General features: G+C 65.4%; 16 protein-coding genes. 6 read left to right on the top strand and 10 right to left on the bottom strand.

From position 1 onward, the window contains the following. The first annotated feature begins 139 nt into the window (after nt 1-139). Nucleotides 140-1,951 carry an allophanate hydrolase gene (atzF, locus tag JQ586_RS09660; RefSeq protein ID WP_212394292.1) on the top strand — a complete coding sequence of 604 codons (1,812 nt, stop codon included), beginning with the start codon at nt 140-142 and terminating at the stop codon, nt 1,949-1,951. An 89-nt stretch (nt 1,952-2,040) separates the two neighbouring features. Here the strand turns inward: atzF and JQ586_RS09655 are convergent, their stop codons facing one another. The 10 genes from JQ586_RS09655 to ugpB form a co-directional block, all read right to left on the bottom strand. Further along, on the bottom strand, nt 2,041-2,769 hold the full coding sequence (locus tag JQ586_RS09655; RefSeq protein WP_212394291.1) for a GntR family transcriptional regulator: 729 nt from the start codon (nt 2,767-2,769) through the stop codon (nt 2,041-2,043). A 61-nt stretch (nt 2,770-2,830) separates the two neighbouring features. After that, the gene (gene hpxZ / locus JQ586_RS09650; RefSeq protein ID WP_212394290.1) at nt 2,831-3,220 is read right to left on the bottom strand and encodes an oxalurate catabolism protein HpxZ; all 390 of its coding nucleotides are present in this window, start codon (nt 3,218-3,220) and stop codon (nt 2,831-2,833) included. A 2-nt stretch (nt 3,221-3,222) separates the two neighbouring features. Beyond that, nucleotides 3,223-4,620, bottom strand: coding sequence for an AtzE family amidohydrolase (locus JQ586_RS09645; protein WP_249147438.1), 1,398 nt, complete (start codon nt 4,618-4,620; stop codon nt 3,223-3,225). Nucleotides 4,621-4,627: 7 nt separating this feature from the next. Beyond that, nucleotides 4,628-4,807, bottom strand: coding sequence for a DUF4089 domain-containing protein (locus JQ586_RS09640; RefSeq protein WP_212394289.1), 180 nt, complete (start codon nt 4,805-4,807; stop codon nt 4,628-4,630). 20 nt (nt 4,808-4,827) lie between these two features. Continuing rightward, nucleotides 4,828-6,678, bottom strand: coding sequence for an ABC transporter ATP-binding protein (locus JQ586_RS09635; RefSeq protein WP_212394288.1), 1,851 nt, complete (start codon nt 6,676-6,678; stop codon nt 4,828-4,830). Between the two features lie 97 nt (nt 6,679-6,775). Further along, nucleotides 6,776-7,675, bottom strand: coding sequence for an ABC transporter permease (locus tag JQ586_RS09630; RefSeq protein WP_212394287.1), 900 nt, complete (start codon nt 7,673-7,675; stop codon nt 6,776-6,778). 3 nt (nt 7,676-7,678) lie between these two features. Continuing rightward, nucleotides 7,679-8,692: an ABC transporter permease gene (locus JQ586_RS09625; protein WP_212394286.1), complete on the bottom strand. Its 1,014-nt coding sequence runs from the start codon at nt 8,690-8,692 to the stop codon at nt 7,679-7,681. Nucleotides 8,693-8,842: 150 nt separating this feature from the next. Beyond that, nucleotides 8,843-10,465 (bottom strand): ABC transporter substrate-binding protein, encoded by a 1,623-nt coding sequence (locus JQ586_RS09620; RefSeq protein ID WP_212394285.1) that lies wholly within the window; start codon nt 10,463-10,465, stop codon nt 8,843-8,845. A 239-nt stretch (nt 10,466-10,704) separates the two neighbouring features. Next, nucleotides 10,705-11,655, bottom strand: a complete 951-nt coding sequence (locus JQ586_RS09615) for a phosphotransferase (RefSeq protein ID WP_212394284.1) — start codon at nt 11,653-11,655, stop codon at nt 10,705-10,707. 106 nt (nt 11,656-11,761) lie between these two features. Then, complete coding sequence (gene ugpB / locus JQ586_RS09610) at nt 11,762-13,117, bottom strand: sn-glycerol-3-phosphate ABC transporter substrate-binding protein UgpB (protein WP_212394283.1); 1,356 nt, start codon at nt 13,115-13,117, stop codon at nt 11,762-11,764. 144 nt (nt 13,118-13,261) lie between these two features. Between ugpB and JQ586_RS09605 the strand changes: the two genes are divergently transcribed. The 5 genes from JQ586_RS09605 to polA all read left to right on the top strand — a co-directional run bounded on the left by JQ586_RS09605 (nt 13,262) and on the right by polA (nt 21,956). Next, nucleotides 13,262-14,257: a TRAP transporter substrate-binding protein gene (locus tag JQ586_RS09605; RefSeq protein ID WP_212394282.1), complete on the top strand. Its 996-nt coding sequence runs from the start codon at nt 13,262-13,264 to the stop codon at nt 14,255-14,257. Nucleotides 14,258-14,303: 46 nt separating this feature from the next. Continuing rightward, a complete protein-coding gene (locus JQ586_RS09600; RefSeq protein ID WP_409334463.1) occupies nt 14,304-16,343 on the top strand; it encodes an ATP-binding protein in 2,040 nt (679 codons plus the stop codon). Then, complete coding sequence (locus JQ586_RS09595; protein WP_212394281.1) at nt 16,313-18,061, top strand: DUF3369 domain-containing protein; 1,749 nt, start codon at nt 16,313-16,315, stop codon at nt 18,059-18,061. The genes JQ586_RS09600 and JQ586_RS09595 overlap by 31 nt, the downstream gene beginning before the upstream one ends. Then, entirely contained in the window at nt 18,058-18,795 is a 738-nt protein-coding gene (locus JQ586_RS09590; RefSeq protein ID WP_212394280.1) for a response regulator, read from the top strand. Before JQ586_RS09595 ends, JQ586_RS09590 begins: the two co-directional genes overlap by 4 nt. A 110-nt stretch (nt 18,796-18,905) precedes the next feature. Next, nucleotides 18,906-21,956: a DNA polymerase I gene (gene polA / locus JQ586_RS09585; RefSeq protein WP_212394279.1), complete on the top strand. Its 3,051-nt coding sequence runs from the start codon at nt 18,906-18,908 to the stop codon at nt 21,954-21,956. Nucleotides 21,957-22,010: the final 54 nt, after the last annotated feature.

Genomic DNA, 22,010 nt, shown 5'->3' with positions numbered 1-22,010 from the left:
CGCTTGCTTCAGTCGCCACAAGCAACTGACACTATGCGATAATCCGCTAAATCATGCCGGCCGACCAATTGTGCACAATGGCACGTCGCTTGCTTCGATCGGGCTGCAATCGCTTCGCGGCTCCGTACCCTGCCGCTCAATGGACGAGGCCAACCACGTGACCGAGACTGTCGCCGCAATCGTCGCCGCGCACCGCGCCGGCACCATGACGCCGGCGCAAACCGTCGCACGGAGCTATCAACGCATCCGCGACCGCGGCGACCCCGCCATCTTCATCAGCCTGCGCGACGAGAAGGATGCGATCGCCGAGGCCGCGCGGCTTGCGGCGAAAGACCCGGCGCAACTGCCGCTCTGCGGCGTGCCGGTCGCGGTGAAGGACAATATCGACGCGAAGGGCCTGCCGACGACGGCCGCCTGTCCCGCCTTCTCCTACGTGCCGTCACACGACTCGACTGCGATCGCGAAACTGCGCGCGGCCGGCGCCATCATCATCGGCAAGACCAATCTCGACCAGTTCGCGACCGGCCTGGTCGGCGTACGCTCGCCCTACGGCATTCCCAGAAATCCCCTGCGCGACGATCTCGTTCCCGGCGGCTCCAGCTCGGGCTCAGCCATTGCGGTCTCGGCCGGCCTCGTCCCGCTCGCGCTCGGCACCGATACTGCGGGCAGCGGCCGCGTGCCGGCGATGCTCAACAACGTCGTCGGGCTGAAGCCGAGCCTCGGGCTGATCTCGACTGCGGGCCTCGTACCGGCCTGCCGCACACTCGACTGCATCTCGGTGTTCTCGCTCACCGTCGACGATGCCATGACCGCGCTACAGGTCCTGGCCGGGCCCGATGCGGCCGACCCGTTCTCGCGCAACCGGCCGCTCGCTGGCATCACCGCGTTTCCGGCGACGCTCAAGCTCGGCGTTCCCAAGAGCGGACAGCTGATCTTCTTCGGCGACCGCGAATCCGAGAAGGCCTATGGCGAGGCCTGCAGGCGCTGGCAGGCACTCGGCGCCCGGCTTGTCGAGTTCGACCTCGAGCCGTTCTACGAGACGGCGCGGCTGCTCTATGAGGGGCCGTGGGTCGCCGAGCGCTATCTCGTGATCCGTGACCTTCTCGCGTCGGCGCCCGATGCGATCCATCCGGTGACGCGCGAGATCACCGCGGCCGGATCACGGCTGACGGCGGCGGAAACCTTCTCGGCGCTCTATCGCCTGCAGGCGCTGCGCCGCGTGGCCGAGCGCACCTTCGCGGAATGCGATGCGATCGTGCTGCCGACGGCGCCGACGGTCTATTCGACCGCGCAGGTGCTCGCCAATCCGGTCGAGCTCAACTCACGGCTCGGCACCTACACCAACTTCGTCAACCTGCTCGATCTCTGCGGGCTGGCGCTGCCGGCGGCGATGCGGCCGGACGGCGCACCGTTCGGCATCACGCTGCTGGCGCCGGCCGGCCACGACGCGCAGCTCGCGAGCATCGGCCGCGCGTTCCACGCCGACACCCGGTTACCGATCGGCAGCAACGCCTTGCCGCAGCCGCCGCTCGCCGCGCCGCCCGACACGGCGCATGACGAGATCCCGATCGCGGTGGTCGGCGCGCATCTGTCCGGCATGGCACTGAACGGCGAACTGACGGCACTCGACGCACGGCTGCTCGAGGAAACGGTCACGGCGCCGGATTACAAGCTCTACGCACTCGACACGACGCCACCGAAACCCGGCATGCTGCGCGTCGAAGCCGGCGCGGGCCGTGCGATCAGGCTCGAGCTCTGGGCAATGTCGCCGGCCGCGTTCGGAACATTCGTCGCCGCGATCCCGCCGCCGCTGTCGATCGGCACGATCCGGCTCGCCGATGGCCGCGAGGCGAAGGGCTTCATCGTCGAGCCCGTCGCGATCGACCGCGCGCGGGATATTTCGGCCTATGGCGGCTGGCGCGCGTTCATGGCTGAGAAGGCAAAGGCGTAGGCGCGACCTTACGCGCTCCGCATCAACCGCCCGTCATTGCAGCGAAAGAGCGAACATGCTCCGCGATGACGAAAGAAGGAGCGGGCCGCCTACACCGACACCGCGTAGACCTCATACTCGCCGCGCACCAGCTCGATATGGGCGCGCATCGCGAAAGCAGCGCCCGTCTTGTCGCCGCGCATGATGGCGACGACGACGCGGTCGTGCTCGGCGTGTGATTTTGCGAGACGGCCGAGGTTGCGAAACTGGGCGCGACGGAACGGCTGCACCCGCACCCGCGTCGCCAGCGTGATCTCGGCGATATAGGCGTTCTGCGATCCGGCATAGATCGTGTTGTGAAAGCGCTCATTGACCTCGTGGAAGCGCTCGGGATTGCCGGTGTAGCTCAGCATCCGCAGCTCCTCGTGGACCGCCTCCAGGGTGTGGCGCTCCGCCGGCGTCATGCGCTCGGCGGCAAGGCCGGCGCACATCGCCTCCAGCTCCGCCATCGCCTCGAACATGCCTGTGAGCCGCTCCAGCGACGGCCGCGCCACCACCGCACCGCGATGCGCACGGGCATCGATCAGGCCGGAGGCCGCGAGCTGCCGCAGCGCTTCCCGCACCGGCGTGCGCGAGACGTTGAAGCGGCGCGCGATGTCGGTCTCGTCGAGCGCGGCGCCCGGTGCCAGCGTTCCGCGCACGATCTCGTCGGCGAGCTGCAGCCTGAGTTCCTCGGCGCGGGTGGTCTTGTCCTGCGGCGACGGTCGATCGACGCGGCGCACCGCAAGGTCAGGCTCGACGCCCTGCGGCTGCGGGATCGGAAGATCGTCCAGGCTCATGCCTCAAGCGCCTCTAGTTCTGAGCATGATCCTTCGGAAAACCGGGATCCATTCTTTTGGATCATGCTCTGGGTTCGTCGATGATGCTGACATGGGCGGCGACGATTCTCCATCCCTCGGGAAACCGAATCCACGTCTGCATCTGCCGCCCGACCCGCCCCGGCGCGGCCTCCCGGTAGAACAGGGTCGAGGCGATCGCGGTGTCGCGACCATAGGTCGTGATCATCGTCCGGTCGATCTTGCGCATCAAGCCGACCGGCGAACGCGCGGCGCGGAACGCCATGATCTCGTCATAGCCATACAGGTTCTCGGCTATGCCGTAGCGCAGCGTGCGCCCGTCATTGCGGAACAGCTCGTCGAGCACGGCGACGTCGTTGGTTACCAGCGCCTGCTCGTAGCGCTCGAATTGCGCGGTCACCTCGGCGAGCACATCGGGGAGATCGATATCCATCTCTATAATCCTTTCGGCGCCGGCGCGGCGACGACGCCCATCTTCTCGAGCAAATAGGCCGCGCGCAGTGCGATGTCCTCGCGCCAGGGCGCGGCGATCAGTTGCACGCCGATCGGCATCGGCTCGAGCGGCACCGGAACTGCGACGACGGGAAGACCGATGAAGGAGATCGGCTGGGTGTGGATACCGATATTGGGACGCACCGGAAGCTCGACGCCATCGAGCATGAAGCTGGCCTGCCCGAGCCTTGGCGCAGTGCAGGGTGTGGCCGGCGCCAGGATGAGGTCGACCGACTTGAACAACTCCAGCACTCTTGCGCGGTACCAGCGGCGAAATTTCTGCGCCTTGTCGACGTAGGCGGCCGGAACCATCGCACCCGCAATCAAGCGGTCGCGTACGGCAGGATCGAAGTCGTTCGGACGACTGCGCAGGCGATCGAGATGCAGCGACGCGCCCTCGGTCGTGGTGACGATGTACGCTGCGGCGCGGGCGCGCGCGGCCTCGGGGATCTCGACCGTCTGCGTCGTTCGAAGCGCCTTCGCCACACGCGCGACGGCTTCGGCGGCTTCGGGGAAGAGGTTGTGCTGGAAATAGCCGCTGGCGATCGCGATGCGGAGCCCCGCGATACCCGCGGTCAGAGACGGCAATGTCGGCTCGACCGGCCGCGTGGTGCAGGCGGCGTCATCGGCATCGGGGCCTTGCATGACGTCATAGGCGAGCGCCAGATCCCTTGCGCTGCGCGCGAACGGGCCGAGGTGGTCGAAACTCGTGACGAACGGATAGGATCGCGCACGCGACAGCCGGCCATAGGTCGGCTTCAGGCCGAAAATGCCGCAGAACGACGACGGCACGCGGATCGAACCGTTGGTGTCGGAACCGAGCGCGATCGGCACCAACGCGCCGCCGACGGCGCTGCCCGAGCCGCCGGAGGAACCGCCGGCCATCCGTGTCGGATCGTGCGGATTGCACGACGGGCCGTCATGGACGTTCTCCCCGGTGAAGTCGTAGGCGTATTCGCCCATGTTGAGGGCGCCGACCAGCACGGCACCGGCCGCCTCCATCCGCTCGATCAGCGTTGCATCACGCCGCGACGGTGCCCGGTCGCGGTTGATCTTCGAGCCTGCGCGGGTCGCGAGCCCCTGCACGTCGAACAGGTTCTTCACTGCGAAGGGCACGCCGGCGAGCGGCCCAACCGGCTTGCCGGCCGCGATCTCGGCATCGATCGCCTTCGCCCTTGCGCGAGCGCGGTCCGCCGTGACGTCGGTAAAGGAGTTGAGGATCGTGTCGCGTGCGGCGATTCGCCCAAGCGCGGCTTCGGTTGCCTCGAGCGCCATGATCCTGCGGCCGGTCACGGCCTCCGCGGTCTCGGCAGCGGACATCAAGGGGGATATGTCGGGCATCGCGGTCTCAGGCCGAATAGATCGCCGCCGGCTCGGTCTCGTCCGGCAACGGGAATTCGTCGACCAGCCGCGCCAGGCGCAGCGACACTTCGAGATTGGCACGCACGGCAGGACGCCAGGCGTCCTCGACCGGCAACGCCATCACGCGAGCCACGGCGTCGATATAGTCGTCGAGATGATCGGCCATTTCGCTCCCGTTTACGTTTCTCAATGCACCGGCAACGGCGGATGCGGGATCGCCGTCAACAGCTCCCTTGTATAGGCATCGTGCGGATTGCCCAAGACCTGTTCGGACGTGCCCTGCTCGACGATGCGGCCGGAGCGCATCACGATGACGCGGTCGCAGAGCAGGCGCACCACGTTGAGGTCGTGCGACACGAACAGATAGCTCATGCCCATCGACTGCTTGAGGTCCTGCAGCAGATTGAGCACGACCGCCTGCACCGACACGTCGAGCGCGGCGGTCGGTTCGTCGAGGATCACGAGCCTGGGATGCAGCGCGATCGCTCGCGCGATGCCGACGCGGGCCTTCTGGCCACCCGAAAGCTGATGCGGGAAGCGATCCAGCAGATTGGCCGGCAGCCCGACCAGGCGCGCGAGCTCCTCGCAACGGGTCCGGAGCGCGTCGCGGCCCCTGACGTCGCCGAGCTGCATGATCGGGTCGGCGATCGCGCGCGCCGCGGTGAAGCGTGGATTGAGGCTGTCGGTCGGATCCTGGAACACCATCTGGATCCGGCTGCGCTGCGGCAGCCGAGCAAAGGATTGCGGCATGATGCCGCCAATGTCCTCGCCGTCGAAAAGGATGCGGCCGGAGGTCTGGGCGAGCAGCCGCATCACCATCATTGACGTCGTCGATTTGCCGCAGCCGGATTCGCCGACCAGGCCGACGCTCTCGCCATGCCCGATCGAGAAGCTGATGCCGTCGACCGCGCGGAAGGTCTCCTCTTCCACCGGCGGCTTGCGGCCGAACAGTTTTGCCAGCACCGAGCCGGCGCCCTGGCGCGGGTATTCCTTGACGAGCTTTTCGACTGACAGAAGAGGTTGCGTGTTCTCGACCCTCTGCTCCCTCGCGGGATCGAGACGAGCGAAGCTCGCTCTTGGAGGGTCGGAGTGAGGGGCTGCTTCGGCAAGCGCGATGCTTGAAGTGTCACCCTCAGCCGCCGCGCTCTGTCGCGCAAGAGCGCTGCCGAGCGCGTCGGCCTCTCCCCGCGGGCGGGGAAAAGCAATGGAATCCTCCTCAGGCAGCAAATCCCGCAGCGACACGCCGATGCGCGGCGTCGCGCGCATCAGCTTCTTCGTATAGGGGTGCCGGGGCGCGGCGAAGATGTCGGCTGACCTCGCGGTCTCGACCACGCGGCCCTTCTCCATCACCACGACCCGATCGCAATAGGCGGCGGCAAGGCCGAGATCATGGGTGATCAGGATGGTCGACATCGACCGCTGCCTGGTCAGCTCGAGGATCAGGTCCATCACCGCCTTTTGCGTCGTAACGTCGAGGCCGGTGGTCGGCTCGTCGGCGATCAGGAGCTGCGGGTTGCAGGCGAGTGCCAGCGCGATGACGACGCGCTGGCACATGCCGCCTGACAATTCGAACGGATAAGCATGATAGCGCTCGCGTGGGCGGGCAATCTTGACCTGCTCCAGCGCCTCGATCGCCTTCTCGCCGCGATCACCGACTTGCGCCTGCTGCACATGCTGGCGCAGCACGTCCTCGATCTGGTCGCCGACCTTGCGGATCGGATTGAGCGCGGCGCGTGGGTTCTGGAAGATCATCGAGACTTCGCGGCCGCGCAGGTCGCGCATCTGGCTCTCGGTCGCCGCCTTGACGTCGATGCCGGAGAACATCACCGCGCCCTCGGCGATCTTGCCGGCGCGGTCGAGGATGCGCATCACGGCATATGACGTCACGGACTTGCCGGAGCCGGACTCACCGACGATGCCGACGGTTTCGCCCTTGCCGACGGAGATGTTGACGTGCTGGACGGCCTTGACGATGCCGCGCCGGGTGGTGAATTCGACAGTGAGGTCCTTGACGTCGAGCAGCGGCTGGGCGGTCATGCCCGCCTCCCTTCGCACGATGCGTCATCCAAAAATCCGCAAAACAACCCCATGCGAAGCAGCGAAGAGGTGACATGATACTGCATCGAGACAGTCATCACGTCCTCCGCTGCGGGTCGACAATGTCGCGCAGGCCATCCCCGAGCAGATTGAAGCAGAACACGGCGATCATCAGCGCGACACCAGGGAACAGCGCGATCCACCATTCGCCCGACACCATGAAGCCCGCGCCTTCGGCGACCATGATGCCCCACTCGGCGGTCGGCGGCCGCACGCCGAGGCCGATGAACGAGAGGCCTGCAGCGTTGAGGATCGCATAGCCCATGGTCAGCGACATCTGCACGATCATGATCGGCATGATGTTCGGCAGGATGTGCACCAGCAGGATGCGGAACTCGCCATTGCCCGACAGCCGCGCCGCCTGCACGAAGCCGGCATCGCGGCGGACATTGGCCTCGGCGCGCGCGACGCGGGCATAGAGCGGGAAATTCACGATCGCGGTCGCGATGACGATGTTCTGTACCGTGTTGCCGAGCGCCGCGACGATGCCCATCGCCAGCACGAACAGCGGGAACGCCATGATGGTATCGGCGATGCGGCCGACGATGCGGTCGGTCCAGCCGCCGAAATAGCCAGCGGCGATGCCGGCCAGCCCGCCCATCAGGAACACCAGCACGACCGAGGCGACCGCGATGAAGGTGTCGAGCCGGGTTGCGACGATGACGCGGCTGAAGATGTCGCGGCCGAGTTGATCGGTGCCAAACCAGTGCGCCGCCGACGGCGGCTTCAGTGCGGCGGCCGTATCCGACGCGAGCGGGTCGTAGGGCACCACGTAAGGGCCGAACAGCGCGGCGAACAGGATCACGAGCAACAGCGCGAAGGCAAAGCCGGTGACCTTGTTCTCGCTTAGGACGTAGCGGGTCTGATCGAGGATCGCTCCGAAGCCGGAGGTCCGCGCGGGGCCGACGGGCTCGACTGCCGGCGCAACGATGCTCATTGGTTATCCCTCCAGCCGCACGCGTGGATCGATCACGCCATAGAGGATGTCGATCAGGAGATTGAGCAGCACATACATGACCGCCATGGTCAGCACGAAACCCTGCACCGGCGCGAAATCGGAGGCGATCAGCGCCTCAACCGCATAGGAGCCGATGCCGGGCCAGGCGAACACCTTCTCGACCAGCACGTTGGCGCCCAGCAGAAACGAGAACACCATGCTGAGCGTGGTGATGACCGGCAGCATCGCGTTGCGGAACGCGTAGGTAACGATCACCTTGCCGGGCGACAGGCCGCTGGCGCGCGCGGTACGGACGAAATCGGAGGCCAGCACCGCCAGCATCGAGGCGCGCGTCATGCGCGCGATCGGCGCCAGCGAAAAGATCGCGAGCGTCACCGCCGGCAGGATCAGCTGGCTGAGCGCCGAGCGGAACGCTTCGAAGTCGCGTGCGATCAGCGTGTCTATCAAATAGAAGCCGGTCACGGTCGGCGGCGCCGTGTAAAACACGTCGAGACGGCCGAGTGGCGCTGGTGACCAGCCGAGGCGGAAATAGAACACGTAGACCAGCACGAGGCCGGTGAAGAACACCGGCAACGACACGCCGGCTGTCGTCGTCACCCGGCAGAGATGGTCGATCCAGGAGCCCGGCCGCGTTGCCGCCAGCACACCGAGCGGAATCGCGATCACGATCGAGACGACGAGGCCGAGCAACGTCAGTTCGGCAGAGGCCGGCAGGCGGCTCCGCAATTCGACCGCGACCGGCTGGCCCGTCGTCAGCGACGTCCCGAAATCGCCGTGGGCGAGATCGTTTGTGTAGTGGAAGAACTGCTCGATCAGCGGCTTGTCGAAGCCGAGCTTCTTCCTGATCTGCTCGACCGCCTCTTTCGTCGCGGCGGGGCCTGCGAAATACGCGGCCGGATCGCCCGGCAGCGCGCGCGTCAGCAGGAACGTCACGATCACGACGCCGATCAGCGACGGGATCGCAAACAGCAGCCGCTTGCCGATCAACGCAAGCATCGCGCGCTCCCGGTCCATTCATGCAAAGCCGCGACGGCAGGGGTCGGGCTCCCTCCCCCCTTGCGGGGTCCCCGCAAGGGGGGAGGGTGCCTGAGGGGCGTGCTCGCCTCACTTGCACACGCTGATGTATCGCAAGCCGGCATCACGGCCTCATCCCTTCGCCATTGCGCGGTAGTCGAGGCGGCGATGGAACCAGTATTCATAGCCGGTCACGTTCTTCTGCATCGCGACGTTGACGAAGGGCTGGTAGAGCGGAATGCGCGGGATGTCGGCGAAGGCAAGATCGACGAAGCCCTTCACGTCTGCGTCGTAGGCCGCGGTGTCGCCGGTCGCAGCCGCTGTGCGCGCACCGTCGATGAGCTTGTCCATCTCCGGCGACTTGTAGCTCATGGTGTTGAAGACGGAATTGTTGCCGTGATAGCACCAGTAGAAGAAGTATTCGGGGTAATCGAGCCAGCCCGAGAACACATTGGTGAACAGCGGCATCTCCTTCTTGTTCAACTCGGTGCGCCAGTTGGCACCCGGCACCTTGTTGATCGTGGTCTTGATGCCGAGCTGCGCGAGCGACTCCTGCACCAGCACGCAGAGTGGCTCGTTGACGCCGGCGAAATTCAGATCGAACGAGATCGTGGTCTCGAAGCCGTTGGCGTAGCCGGCCTCCGCAAGCAAAGCTTTCGCCTTCTCCATGTCGGTGACATATTTGGTCGGCTGTGGCCAAGCGACGTCGGTCGGCCTGTCCTTCGGCGCGCCGAACATCGGATTGGCGAGCCCGAACAGCACCGCATCCATGATCTTCTGATACGGCATTGCATAGGCCATCGCCTGCCGGACCTTCAGATTGTCGAACGGCGGCTTGGTCACGTTCATGCCGATATACTGGATGCCGTTTGAGAACGGCAGCGAAACGACGTTGAGCTTGCCGTTCGCCTTCATCTCCTGGAAATCCTTGAACGGCAGTTCGTAGGAGATGTCGGCATCGCCCCGTTCGAGCAGCGCGCGGCGGTTACCGGCCTGCGGCACCATGCGCCAGATCACGCGCCTGATCTTCGGCATCGGACCGCAGGCCCAGGCGTCGTTGCGCTCCATGACCACCTCGGTGCCGGCGGTCCATTTCGTCACCTTGTAGGCGCCGGAGCCCGCGGTCTGCTGTTTTGTGAACTCGAGACCCCAGGGGTCCTTCTCGCTCGCGTTCTTCTTCACAAGCTCCGAATTGACGACGCACGGCACGATGACGGCGAGATCGGGGACCGTCAGCCGGTCCTTTTTCAGGAAATCGACCCGCACGGTGGCGTCATCGACGACGACAAACTGCTCGGGCTTGGTCAGCGAGCCCGCGCTCATCTGGAAGGTCGGGAAGCCGCCGACGCTGACGGCGCGATCGAGCGACCATTTGACGTCCTTCGCCGTCACCGGCGTGCCGTCGTGGAATTTGGCGTCCTTCCGCAGCCTGAAGGTGACCGACATGTCACCGACGCTGATGTCTTCGGCGAGCTCCGGCTTGAACTTGTCGCGGTCGTAATAGGGCACACCGCCCGGACCGCTCTTCATCTCATGGCTGATCAAGCGGTCGTAGCAATTCCACGACACCTCATAGCCCGGCACATTGGTGCCGACGCCGTGGATATCGAGATTGTTCGGGCCCCCCTCGGAGACGATGAGCAGCGTCTCGGAGCGGGCATCGGCCTTGGCCGGCGACCAGATAGCGGGGGCAGTCGGCGCTAGTGCGCCGGCGGCTATTCCCGACACCGATTTGAGGAAATCGCGACGCTTCATGTGATGCTCCAACGCCATTGGGGAACGGCCCTGGAACAGGGATCGCAAGGTTTGTGCCAAACCTTAATGACCCCCCGCCGTGGGGTAAGTTACGAGAATAACTGAAGAAAAATTGGATGGTACCGAGATCTTGCCGAGCGCTGAGCCGGGCCATTGCATACAAAGATTGTTGATTGCCCAATTCGCGAGCAGACGAGATACGATGCCCGCTTTTTGGCGCGAGCCTTCGGGCCCCACAGCTAGTCCGGCCAGATCAACTCCTGCAGCTCCACAAGGTCGTTGGCCTGGCCCGGCCAGCCCGGAATGCAGACATGCCTCAGCGGATCGCTGGCGCGATGCAGCAGCAGCAGCGCCATCAGCCGCCGCTTGAAGGCAAATGTCACCTCACTGCGGGCGATGCCAAAGCCGTCGAACAGGCTGCGGACCAGGCGCGGATGGCCGGCGGCCATGAACGCGCTCGGGCCGAGCAGGTCATACTCGCCCCATCCCGTCAGCAGGTCGCCGAAGTCGAACAGTCCGGCGACATGCCAGCCGTCGCCGCGGCGCGCGAGCAGGAAATTCTCCGGGATGTATTCGCCGGTCAGGATCACCGGCGCGGCATGCATCGGGATCAGCTCGGCGGCGTCACGCAGCAGATCGTCGAGGCCGGTGAGGAATTTCTGCGGGAGCCCGAGCCGCTCGTGGCGCGCGCGGCACTGAGCGATCTGCCCCTGCATGTAAACGTCCCAGCGCGGCTCGAGCGCGAGCAGCGCGCCCGGTGGTATCAGCTGCACCTCGGCAATGACGGCCCCGATCTCGAACAGCACACGCTGCTTTTCGACCTCCGGCAGCGACGGCCAGACCTCCGATCCCACCACGCCGGGAAGGCGGGTGATGACGAGATAGGGCCAGCCGTCACGCTCGCCGGCCGCGACGATCTCCGGAATGGTAATGTTCAGCCGCCCATGCAACTCCATGAGCGCAGCGCGTTCGCAGACGAATTGCCGGCGCAGGAACGGTGGAAACAGCTTGAGGATCAGATCATCTCCGAGCCCGACGACGAGATTCGTTCCGGTCGAAAACACATGCGGCGCGTCGCATGGCAGGCCGTGATTGTCGGCGATATCGCGCGCGACCGGCAACCAGCGTGACGTGTCGGTGCGCCAGGCACGGTAGGTGTCGTAGTCGGTCAGAAGCGGAAGGGAAATCATTGCAACGGATTTTGTAGCCCGGATGCAGCGAAGCGTAATCCGGGATTCTGCATTCGACTGAAAGATCGGCCCCGGATTTCGCTTCGCTTCATCCGGGCTACGCGACTCACCGGTCCGGATTGGCGCGCTCGAACTGGCGCAGCAGGCGGTTGCCGCGCTCCACCGCATTGTCCATCGCGGCCTGCGCGGAGCGCTTGCCGGCGAAGACCTGCTCGAGTTCATCATCGATCGCGTCGCGGACCAGCACGAACGAGCCGAGGCGGATGCCCTTCGAATTGTCGGTCGGCGGCTTCAGCGTGACCTCCTCGATCGAGATCGAGGCGCCGGGATTGCGATCGTAGAAGCCCTGCGCGCGAGTGAGATCGAATGCGGCGCGGGTGATCGGCAAATATCCGGTGTTCTGATGCCACGCGGCCTGCACCTCCGGCCGCGACAGATAGGCGAAGAATTTCGCAACGCCGGCATACTCCGCCGCCGGCCGGTCGCGCAGCACCCACAGCGTGGCGCCGCCGATGATCGAGTTCTGCGGCGCGCCCTGGACGTCGGGATCATACGGCATCATGCCGTAGCCGATCTCGAAGTTCGAATTGGCCTTGATGTCGGCGCGCGTGCCCGACGAGCCGATGAATATGCCGCATTCGCCCTTCTGGAAGCGCGGCTCGGCCGCCTGCCCGCGGCCACTGTAGTCGAAGATCTTCGTGCCCTGCCATTCCGCCAGCCGGGCGATGTGACGGACCACCTGCGGGTTGTTGAAGACCAGCTGCGCGTCCAGCCCGCCGAAGCCGTTGGCTCGGGTCGCGAGCGGCAGGTTATGAAAGGCGGAATAGTTCTCGACATTGATCCAGGACGGCCACGACGTCGTCACCCCGCACGGCGCGCCCGCTGATCGCAGCCGCTTCGCCGCCGTACCGACCTCGGGCCAGGTCTTCGGCGCGACGTCAGGGTCGAGCCCGGCCGAGCGGAACATGTCCTTGTTGTAGTAGAGGATCGGCGTCGAGGCGTTGAACGGGAACGATAGCAGGTTGCCGTCGATATCGGCGTAATAGCCGGCGACCGCCGGCAGATAGGCCGACGGCGCGAACGCCTCCGACTGATCGCGCATCAGTTCGAACACTGGATAGATCGCCCCGCGCGCTGCCATCATGGTCGCAGTCGCGATCTCGTTGACCTGCACGATCGCCGGCTGGCTGCGCGAACGGAATGCGAAGATCGCCGCGGTGACGGTCTCGGTGTAGCTGCCCTTGTACGCCGGCACAATCCGGAAGTCGGATTGCGAGGCGTTGAAGGCGGCGGCGAGCTTGTCGACCTGCTTGCCGAGCTGGCCCGACATCGCATGCCACCACATGATGTCAGTCGCGGCCCGCGCCGGCGATACGAGCAGGACAGCCGCCACGGCGGCGAGCTTCAAGACTTTCCAACCGAACTTCACGATGAGTCGTTCCCGGTGGCGACGTGACGTCATAAGGCGCTACAACCGGAGTTTCAATCGTTACCGCAGGTTGCAGCGCGGAATTAACGATTGACCAATGGGCGAACCGACCGGGTTCTGCTAAAAATCGGTTGAACCTTTTTCTCCCGCCCTGGACACAAACCACAAGGGGAATTGTTGGCTGTGAATCGCCGCGCCGTCCTTTCGCGGACCATTACGCTTGTCGTGACGCTGGTGTTTGCGGCGGTTTCGGCGAGCGCTTTTGCGCGGGAATTCCGCGCCGCCGATACCCAGGCCGAGCAATACCCGACCGTCCAGGCGCTGCGCTATATGGGACGTCTGATCGCCGAGCGGACCGGCGGCCGGCTTCATCTGGAGGTCTTCCCTTCGCGCCAGCTCGGCGAGGAAAAGGAGACCCTGGAGCAGACCCGGGCCGGCGCGATCGACCTCAACCGGACCAACGTCGCCCTGATCGGATCCCTGGTGCCCGCCGTGAATGTGCTGGCGATGCCGTTCCTGTTCCGGTCGCTTGATCACCTGCACAAGGTGCTCGACGGGCCGATCGGCACGGAGATCCTCAACGGCTTCGAGCCTTACGGTTTCATCGGGCTGACCTTCTATGATTCCGGCAGCCGCTCGATCTATAACCGCCTTCACCCGGTGCGTTCGCTCGACGATCTCAAGGGGATGCGTTTGCGCGTGCAGCAATCCGAGCAGATGTCCGACATGATCCGCGCGCTCGGCGCGGTGCCGGTCGAGCTTGCCTACGGCCAGGTGCTGGCCGGGCTCGCCAACGGACTGATCGACGGCGCCGAGAACAACTGGCCGTCCTTCGTCACGACGGATCATTACAAATACGCCGGCTACTACTCGTTGACCCGGCACACCGTGAGCCCGGAAGTGCTCGTGATGTCGCTCAAGGCCTGGAACAGCCTGTCGCCGGAGGACCAGGCCATCTTCCGTGAGGCCGCCCATCGCTCCAGCCTCTACATGCGCGAGAAATGGAACGAACTCGAGGAGCGCTCGCGCCAGCAGGCGGAACAGGCCGGCGTCAAGATCGTGACCGATATCGATCGCAAGCCGCTCGAGGCCGCGATGGCAGGCATCTATGCCAGGGCGGAAAGCGATCCCGCGATCGCGGCGCTGATCGAACGCATCCGAAACGTGGAGTAACCGGATCTTGCCAAGCCCGCAACAGGACAGACCAGGGAGGCGGCCGGTGTTCATCGCGCAGGGCCGCTTCCGCATCGTCCAGTTGCTGCGCGCGGTCCCGATCCGCTGGCGCATCCTTTCGATCGCGCTACTCAATTCCGCCGTCGTGATCGTGCTCGCGGTGCTGATCTGGAACGGGGCAAAGGTGCTCGGCTCGGCCTGGGACGACGTCCGCCAGGTGCGGGAGTCCGACAAGATCCTGGCCAAGCTCGAAAGCGAGACCTCCAGGCTGCAAAACCTGATCCACCGCTACATCAACCAGCCGAGCCCCGACCTGTTCGCGGAGATCCTGCTGCTTCGCGAGGCCGTGCTCGGCACGCTGACGACGCGCGCCTCCACCGATCCGATGCTGTCGGGTTCGGTGGAGCAGCTGGAGCGCGTCACCAGCCGCTTCCTCGACGGCTTTGGCGAGTTGCGCGCCGTGCAGGCGACCATTGCCAGGACCTATAACGAACAGGTGCTGGCGCCGACCAAGGACATGGCCGGGCTCTATTCGATCATCGAGGGCGCGACCGGTCATCGCGACGCGCTGATCTGGCCTGCGCTCGGCAAGTCACGCGAGGCATTCACCTCGCTGCTGGTCGCGGCCAACACCTATTATCTGTCGCTGGCGCCGGACTCGGCCGAAGAGGCCCGCCGCAACACCGACACGATCGAGAAGACCATCCCGGTCATGACGGATCTCGCGGAGAACGACCTGCAACGCATGGCGCTGGCGCGGCTCAAGGTCAAGACTGCCGAGCTGCGCGACGGGCTCGCCAAGCTGAGCGAGCAGCTGACCAATCGCACCGACCTGTTGCGCAACAGCATCGACGCCAGCCAGGCGGACGCGATCGGCGCGATCGACGACCTCTCAACCAAGATGCGCCAGCGTGAGCAGAAGGCGCAGGAGACTTTCGACAGGACGCTGGCGGCGATCTCGCGGCGGGTGCTGTCGATCGCCGTGATCTTCCTCGGCATCATCATGTCCGCCGGCGTCATGATCGCGCTGTCGATCCGGCTGCCGCTGGCGCAGATCATGGCCTCGATGCGCGCCATCACCTCCGGTGACTATGACCGCCCGGTGCAGGGCACCACGGCCAAGGACGAGGTCGGCGCCATGGCGCGTGCGGTCGAGGTGTTCCGCGAGAACGCGATCGCAAAACGCAAGACCGAGGACGAGCTGCGCGCCTCCAAGGAGAAGGCCGAGGGCGCGCTGCTCGAGCTCAACGCCGCTCAGCAGAACCTGATCGACGCCGAGCGGCTCGCGGCACTCGGTGGCCTCGTCGCCGGCGTCGCGCACGAGGTCAACAATCCGATCGGCATCAGCCTGACCGTGGCTTCGAGCTTTGCCCGACGCGCCGAAATGTTCGAGAGCGACCTGAAGACCGAGCAGCTGCGCCGCTCCAAGCTCGACGAGTTCGTCCGCACCTCGCGCGACGCGTCGCAGCAGCTCGTCGCCAATCTGCAGCGCGCCGGCGAGCTGATCCAGTCGTTCAAGCAGGTCGCCGTCGACCGCTCGCATGCCGAGCGCCGCCAGTTCAACTTGAGTGAATCCACCGACCAGATCGTGGCCAGCCTGCGTCCGGTGCTGAAAAAAGCCGCCATCACACTGTCGGTCGATGTGCCCGAGGGCCTGCTGATCGACGGCTATCCCGGCGCCTATGGGCAGATTTTAACCAATCTTTTCCTCAACGCAGTCAATCATGCGTTCGCCGACGGCCGTTCCGGCACGATCACGATCACGGCGCGGGCGCGCGGTACCGACGATGTCGAGATCATCTTCGCCGACGACGGTGCCGGCATGACGCCGGACGTGCAGCGGCAGGCGTTCGACCCGTTCTTCACGACGCGCCGCAACGAAGGCGGCACGGGCCTCGGCCTGCATATCGTCTACAACCTCGTCACCCAACAGCTCGGCGGGCGCATGATGCTGGAGTCAAGGGTAGGACAAGGCACCACTTTTCGCATTATCATGCCCAGGATCGCCAAGGGCCAGCCCACGATCACTGACGCAGCAGCCGACGGAACCAGTCAATGGCCGAACAGGACGATGTCCTCCACCTGATCGACGATACCGAGACCCCTCCGGAGGATACGCCGGCGCGCAAGTGGAAGATCGCCGTCATCGACGACGATCACGCGGTGCACGAAGGTACCCGTTTCGCGCTCAGCGACTACAATTTGAATGGCGCCACGCTGGAAATCCTCTCGGCCTATTCCGCGGCAGAGGGCCGCACGCTGATGCGGGACAATCCCGACATCGCCGCCGTGCTGCTCGACGTCATCATGGAAACCGACGTCGCCGGCCTCGATCTCGTCGAATACATCCGCAACGACATCAGGAACGAGACCGTTCGCATCATCCTGCGCACCGGCCAGCCGGGACAGGCGCCGGAACGGCGGGTCATCGTCCAGTACGACATCAACGACTACAAGGCGAAGACCGAGCTCACCGCCGACAAGCTGTTCACCTCGCTGACCGCCGCGCTGCGCAGCTTCCAGCAGCTCGAGCGCATGGTGCAGACGCGGCGCGGGCTCGAGATCATCATCGATGCGGCCTCGACGCTCTACGATTTCAAGTCGATGCAGCGCCTCGCCGAAGGCGTGCTGACCCAGCTCGCCTCACTGCTCAATGTCGACTGCGCCGGCATCCTGGTGCTGCGCGACGACGGCAATGCGGCAGCCGCGGACTTCTCGGTGCTGGCCTGCTCCGGCTGCTACAGCCGATTCATCGGCACCACGTCCTCGAAAGCACTCGATCCCGACCTGCGGGAAATGGTGGAAGCCGCCTTCCAGCGCCGCAAGAACGAATTCGCCGACCACCGCAGCGTGCTCTATTCGCGCACCGGCAGCGGCCGCGAGGTCGTGGTGCTGTTGCAGGCCGAGCGCCAGCTCTCCGACACCGACCGCGCGCTGGTCGAGATCTTCTCGAGCCGGCTGTCGATCGCCTTCGACAATGTGATCCTCTACCAGCAGCTCCACGAGGCCAACACCCAGCTCGAGGACCGCGTCGCGCAGCGCACCAGGGCGCTGATGCAGGCCAACCGGCGGCTGTCGGCGCAGTGGCTGCGCCTGCAGCGCGCCAACGGTTTCAAGAACGAGATCCTCGGCACCGTCGCCCACGACCTGAAGAACCCGCTCGGGGTGATCCTCGGCCGCACCGAAATGCTGACCGAGTTGATCGGTGCCGGCTCGCCGAAGGAAAGCGTCACCGCGCAGGTCGAGCACATCAGGGATGCGACCAAGCGGCTGACCTCGATGGTCGATCATCTGATCTCGGACGCGATGGCCGACGCCTTCGACATCACGATCCGCCGGGAGCCGGTCGACGTCGCCGCCCTCGTCAACGAGGTCACCGACGCCAACCTGCCCTCGGCCATCAACAAGCAGCAGAGCATCTCGTTCTCGGGGCCGCAGCATTTCGTCACGATGTGCGACGCCGACCGGATCCGCGAGGCGATCGACAACCTCGTCAGCAACGCCATCAAATATTCGCCGATCGGCGGCAAGATCACGGTCGCGGTCAGCCATGAGGGCGACAACACCGTGATCCGGATCGCCGACCAGGGCCCGGGCCTCAGTCCCGAGGACCTCGGGCGGCTGTTCGGCCGGTTCCAGCGGCTCTCGGCGAAGCCGACCGCGGGCGAGAGCTCAACCGGGCTCGGGCTTTCGATCGTCAAGCGCATCATCGATATGCATGGCGGCCATGTGACCGCGCAGAGCCCGGGTCCCGGACAGGGATCGACGTTTACGGTTACATTGCCTGCAACAGAGCCATCATGAGCCAGACCCCGCATATCTTCATCGTCGACGACGAGGCCCCGGCCCGCGAGATGGTCGGCGATTACCTCAAGATGCACGGCTTCGGCGTAACGCTGTGCGATGGGGGCAAGAGCCTGCGCAAGGAGATCGAGACCTGCGTGCCCGATCTCGTGGTGCTGGACCTCAACATGCCCGAGGAAGACGGGCTGTCGATCGTCCGCGACCTCAAGAGCCGCATCAACGTCCCCGTCATCATGCTGACAGCCACTGCCAGTCCGATCGACCGCGTGGTCGGGCTCGAGCTCGGCGCCGACGATTATGTGGCAAAGCCCTGCGAGCTGCGCGAGCTGATGGCCCGCATCCGCTCCGTGCTGCGGCGCGCCGGGCCGGCGAAATCAGCGGCACCGGAACCCGCAAGTGCGAAGGCCGCGAAGGAGCAGCTGGTGCGGTTCGGCACCAAATGGCTCGATCTCGAGGCCCAGGCCTTGCGCGATGACGAAGGCAACGAGCACCCACTCACGGCCTCCGAATTTGGCCTGTTGAAGGTATTCGCGGCCAACCCGAAACGTGTGCTGTCGCGCGAACGGCTGCTGGAACTCGCCAATGCGCGCGACGCGGAGGCCTTCGACCGCGCGGTTGACCTGCGCATCATGCGCATCCGACGCAAGATCGAGATCGATCCGACCAAACCGGCCGTGATCCGCACGATCAGGGGCGGCGGCTACCTGTTCTCGCCAACCGGGGACAAGGCGTAGCTCCTAGGCTTCGTCCTGGCGAAAGCCAGGACGACAATTGATGTGCGGCCCGCACAGAATCCACGGTACGAAGGCTGTCAATTCCGGGCAAAAATCCCTAGATTTCGGCCATGCCGAAAACAGCCTCCAAAGCCCCCGCCAAGTCGGATCCGAAGCCCGCGCCAAAGCCCGTTGCCGCCAGGGCGGCAGCGAAAGGCGACCACGTCTTTCTGGTCGACGGCTCATCCTACATTTTCCGCGCCTATCACGCGCTGCCGCCGCTGAACCGCAAGTCCGACGGGCTGCAGGTCAATGCCGTACTCGGCTTCTGCAACATGCTGTGGAAGCTGTTGCGCGACATGCCCGAGAACAACCGGCCGACCCATCTTGCGATCGTATTCGACAAGTCCGAGATCACCTTCCGCAACAAGCTCTATCCCGACTACAAGGCGCACCGGCCGCCGGCGCCTGATGACCTGATTCCGCAATTCGCGCTGATCCGCGAGGCGGTGCGCGCCTTCGACCTGCCCTGCCTCGAACAGGCGGGTTTCGAGGCCGACGACCTGATCGCGACCTATGCGCGGCAGGCAAGCGAACTCGGCGCGACCACGACGATTGTATCGTCGGACAAGGACCTGATGCAGCTCGTCAACGACAAGGTCACGATGTTCGACACCATGAAGGACCGACGCATCGGCCGGGACGAGGTGATCGAGAAATTCGGCGTGCCGCCGGAGAAGGTGGTCGAGGTGCAGGCGCTGGCCGGCGACTCCACCGACAACGTACCCGGCGTGCCCGGGATCGGCATCAAGACCGCGGCACAGCTGATCATCGAATATGGCGACCTCGATCAGCTGCTGTTCCGCGCGACCGAGATCAAGCAGCCGAAGCGGCGCGAGGCGCTGCTCGAGAATGCCGAGAAGGCGCGCATCTCGCGGCAGCTGGTCCTGCTCGACGACAAGGTCGATCTCGACGTGCCGCTCGACGACCTCGCGGTGCACGAGCCCGACGCGCGCAAGCTGATCGCCTTCCTCAAGGCGATGGAGTTCTCCACCCTCACCCGCCGCGTCGCCGAATACGCACAGATCGATCCGGCCGCCATTGATGCAGACCCCGGCAACAAGAGTGGTGCGAGCGTGTTTTCGCCGCTGCCGCCGTCGGACGTCAGGCCGGCGCCCGGAGACGCACCGGCAGCCACGGCACCCGCCTCCTCGGTCGCGAAGGAACGCAGCAGGCCGAGCGGTGCACGCGACGACAAGGGATCCAGCCTGAAAGGTACGCCCACAACGCTGGCGGAAAGCCGCGGCGAGGCGATCAGGAAGATCGGCTTCGACCGCAAGGCTTACCATGCCATCGGCAGCCTCGATCAGTTGCAAGCCTTCCTCGCGCGCGTGCAGGATACCGGCCACCTAGCGATCGAGGCGATGTCCGACTCGATCGACCCGATGCAGGCCGAGCTCTCCGGATTGGCGCTGGCGCTGGCGCCCAACGAGGCCTGCTATGTGCCGCTCGGCCACAAGCAGCCCGGCGGCGGCGCGGGTCTGTTCGACGCGGGCCTCGCGCCCGGCCAGATCAAGGCCGACGAGGCGCTGGACGCGCTCAAGCCGCTGCTCGAATCGGCGGGCATTCAGAAGGTCGGCTTCAACGTCAAGTTCACCGCCGTGTTGCTCGCGCAGCACGGCATCACCTTGCGCAACCATGACGACGCGCTGCTGATGTCTTACGCGCTTGATGCCGGCCGCGGCTCGCAGGCGATGGAGGCGCTCGCCGAACGCTGGTTCGGACATGCCGTCGTCAGTTACGGCGGCCTCGTCGGCAGCGGCAAGGGCAAGCTGACCTTCGACCAGGTCGCGATCGAGAGGGCCGCGGAATATGCGGCTGAGAGCGCCGACGTGACGCTGCGGCTGTGGCGCGTGCTGAAACCACGGCTCGTCGCCGACCGCATGGCCACCGTCTATGAGACGCTGGAGCGGCCGCTGGTGTCGGTGCTCGCGCGGATGGAGCGCCGCGGCATCTCGATCGATCGCCAGGTGCTCTCGCGGCTGTCGGGCGATTTCGCGCAGACCGCGGCGCGGGTCGAGGCCGAGATCCAGGAGATCGCCGGCGAGCCGGTCAATGTCGGCAGCCCCAAGCAGATCGGCGACATCATCTTCGGCAAGATGGGATTGCCCGGCGGCACCAGGACCAAGACCGGCGCGTGGTCGACGACCGCGCAGGTGCTGGATGATCTCGCCGAGCAGGGCCACGAATTCCCGAAGAAGATTCTCGAGTGGCGTCAGGTGTCGAAGCTGAAGTCGACCTACACCGACGCGCTGCCGACCTACGTCAATCCGCAGACCCATCGAGTCCACACCACCTACGCGCTGGCCGCCACCACCACCGGCCGGCTGTCGTCGAACGAGCCGAACCTGCAGAACATTCCGGTGCGCACCGAAGACGGCCGCAAGATCCGCCGCGCCTTCATCGCGACACCCGGCCACAAGCTGGTATCGGCGGACTACTCGCAGATCGAGTTGCGCCTGCTCGCGGAGATCGCCGACGTGCCGGTGCTGCGCCAGGCGTTCCGCGACGGGCTCGACATCCACGCGATGACCGCGTCCGAAATGTTCGGCGTGCCGGTCAAGGACATGCCGAGCGAGGTGCGTCGTCGCGCCAAGGCGATCAATTTCGGCATCATCTACGGCATTTCGGCGTTCGGCCTTGCCAACCAGCTCGGCATCGCGCGCGAGGAGGCCTCGGCCTACATCAAGAAGTATTTCGAGCGTTTCCCGGGCATCCGCGCCTATATGGACGAGACCAAGGACTTCTGCCGGCGCAATGGCTATGTCACCACCCTGTTCGGGCGCAAAATGTACTATCCCGAGATCAAGGCCTCGAACGCCTCGCACCGCGCCTTCAACGAACGCGCTGCGATCAACGCCCGCCTGCAGGGCTCGGCCGCCGACATCATCCGTCGCGCGATGATCCGGATGGAGGACGCGCTCGCGGAGAAGAAGCTCTCGGCGCAGATGCTGCTGCAGGTGCATGACGAGCTGATCTTCGAGGTGCCCGACGACGAGGTCGCGGCAACGCTGCCGGTGGTGCAGAAGGTGATGCAGGATGCGCCGTTCCCGGCCGTCCTGCTGTCACTGCCGCTCCAGGTCGACGCCCGCGCCGCGAACAATTGGGACGAGGCGCATTGACACTTCACCTCTCCCCGCAAGAGCGGGGCGAGGGAGCGCACCGCCTTCGCCGCG

Origin of the sequence: Bradyrhizobium jicamae (assembly GCF_018130215.1) — a bacterium.
In the GTDB taxonomy this organism is placed as follows: domain Bacteria; phylum Pseudomonadota; class Alphaproteobacteria; order Rhizobiales; family Xanthobacteraceae; genus Bradyrhizobium; species Bradyrhizobium jicamae_A.
The sequence above is the reverse complement of the archived record's forward strand: the minus strand, read 5'-3'. Positions and strand labels throughout refer to the sequence as shown.

What these genes read in the sequence shown, in the direction of transcription:
- atzF (WP_212394292.1), top strand. Translation starts at nt 140, where the DNA reads ATGGACGAGGCCAACCACGTGACCGAGACTGTCGCCGCAATCGTCGCC.
- JQ586_RS09655 (WP_212394291.1), bottom strand. Translation starts at nt 2,769, where the DNA reads ATGAGCCTGGACGATCTTCCGATCCCGCAGCCGCAGGGCGTCGAGCCT.
- hpxZ (WP_212394290.1), bottom strand. Translation starts at nt 3,220, where the DNA reads ATGGATATCGATCTCCCCGATGTGCTCGCCGAGGTGACCGCGCAATTC.
- JQ586_RS09645 (WP_249147438.1), bottom strand. Translation starts at nt 4,620, where the DNA reads ATGCCCGACATATCCCCCTTGATGTCCGCTGCCGAGACCGCGGAGGCC.
- JQ586_RS09640 (WP_212394289.1), bottom strand. Translation starts at nt 4,807, where the DNA reads ATGGCCGATCATCTCGACGACTATATCGACGCCGTGGCTCGCGTGATG.
- JQ586_RS09635 (WP_212394288.1), bottom strand. Translation starts at nt 6,678, where the DNA reads ATGACCGCCCAGCCGCTGCTCGACGTCAAGGACCTCACTGTCGAATTC.
- JQ586_RS09630 (WP_212394287.1), bottom strand. Translation starts at nt 7,675, where the DNA reads ATGAGCATCGTTGCGCCGGCAGTCGAGCCCGTCGGCCCCGCGCGGACC.
- JQ586_RS09625 (WP_212394286.1), bottom strand. Translation starts at nt 8,692, where the DNA reads ATGCTTGCGTTGATCGGCAAGCGGCTGCTGTTTGCGATCCCGTCGCTG.
- JQ586_RS09620 (WP_212394285.1), bottom strand. Translation starts at nt 10,465, where the DNA reads ATGAAGCGTCGCGATTTCCTCAAATCGGTGTCGGGAATAGCCGCCGGC.
- JQ586_RS09615 (WP_212394284.1), bottom strand. Translation starts at nt 11,655, where the DNA reads ATGATTTCCCTTCCGCTTCTGACCGACTACGACACCTACCGTGCCTGG.
- ugpB (WP_212394283.1), bottom strand. Translation starts at nt 13,117, where the DNA reads ATGACGTCACGTCGCCACCGGGAACGACTCATCGTGAAGTTCGGTTGG.
- JQ586_RS09595 (WP_212394281.1), top strand. Translation starts at nt 16,313, where the DNA reads ATGGCCGAACAGGACGATGTCCTCCACCTGATCGACGATACCGAGACC.
- JQ586_RS09590 (WP_212394280.1), top strand. Translation starts at nt 18,058, where the DNA reads ATGAGCCAGACCCCGCATATCTTCATCGTCGACGACGAGGCCCCGGCC.
- polA (WP_212394279.1), top strand. Translation starts at nt 18,906, where the DNA reads ATGCCGAAAACAGCCTCCAAAGCCCCCGCCAAGTCGGATCCGAAGCCC.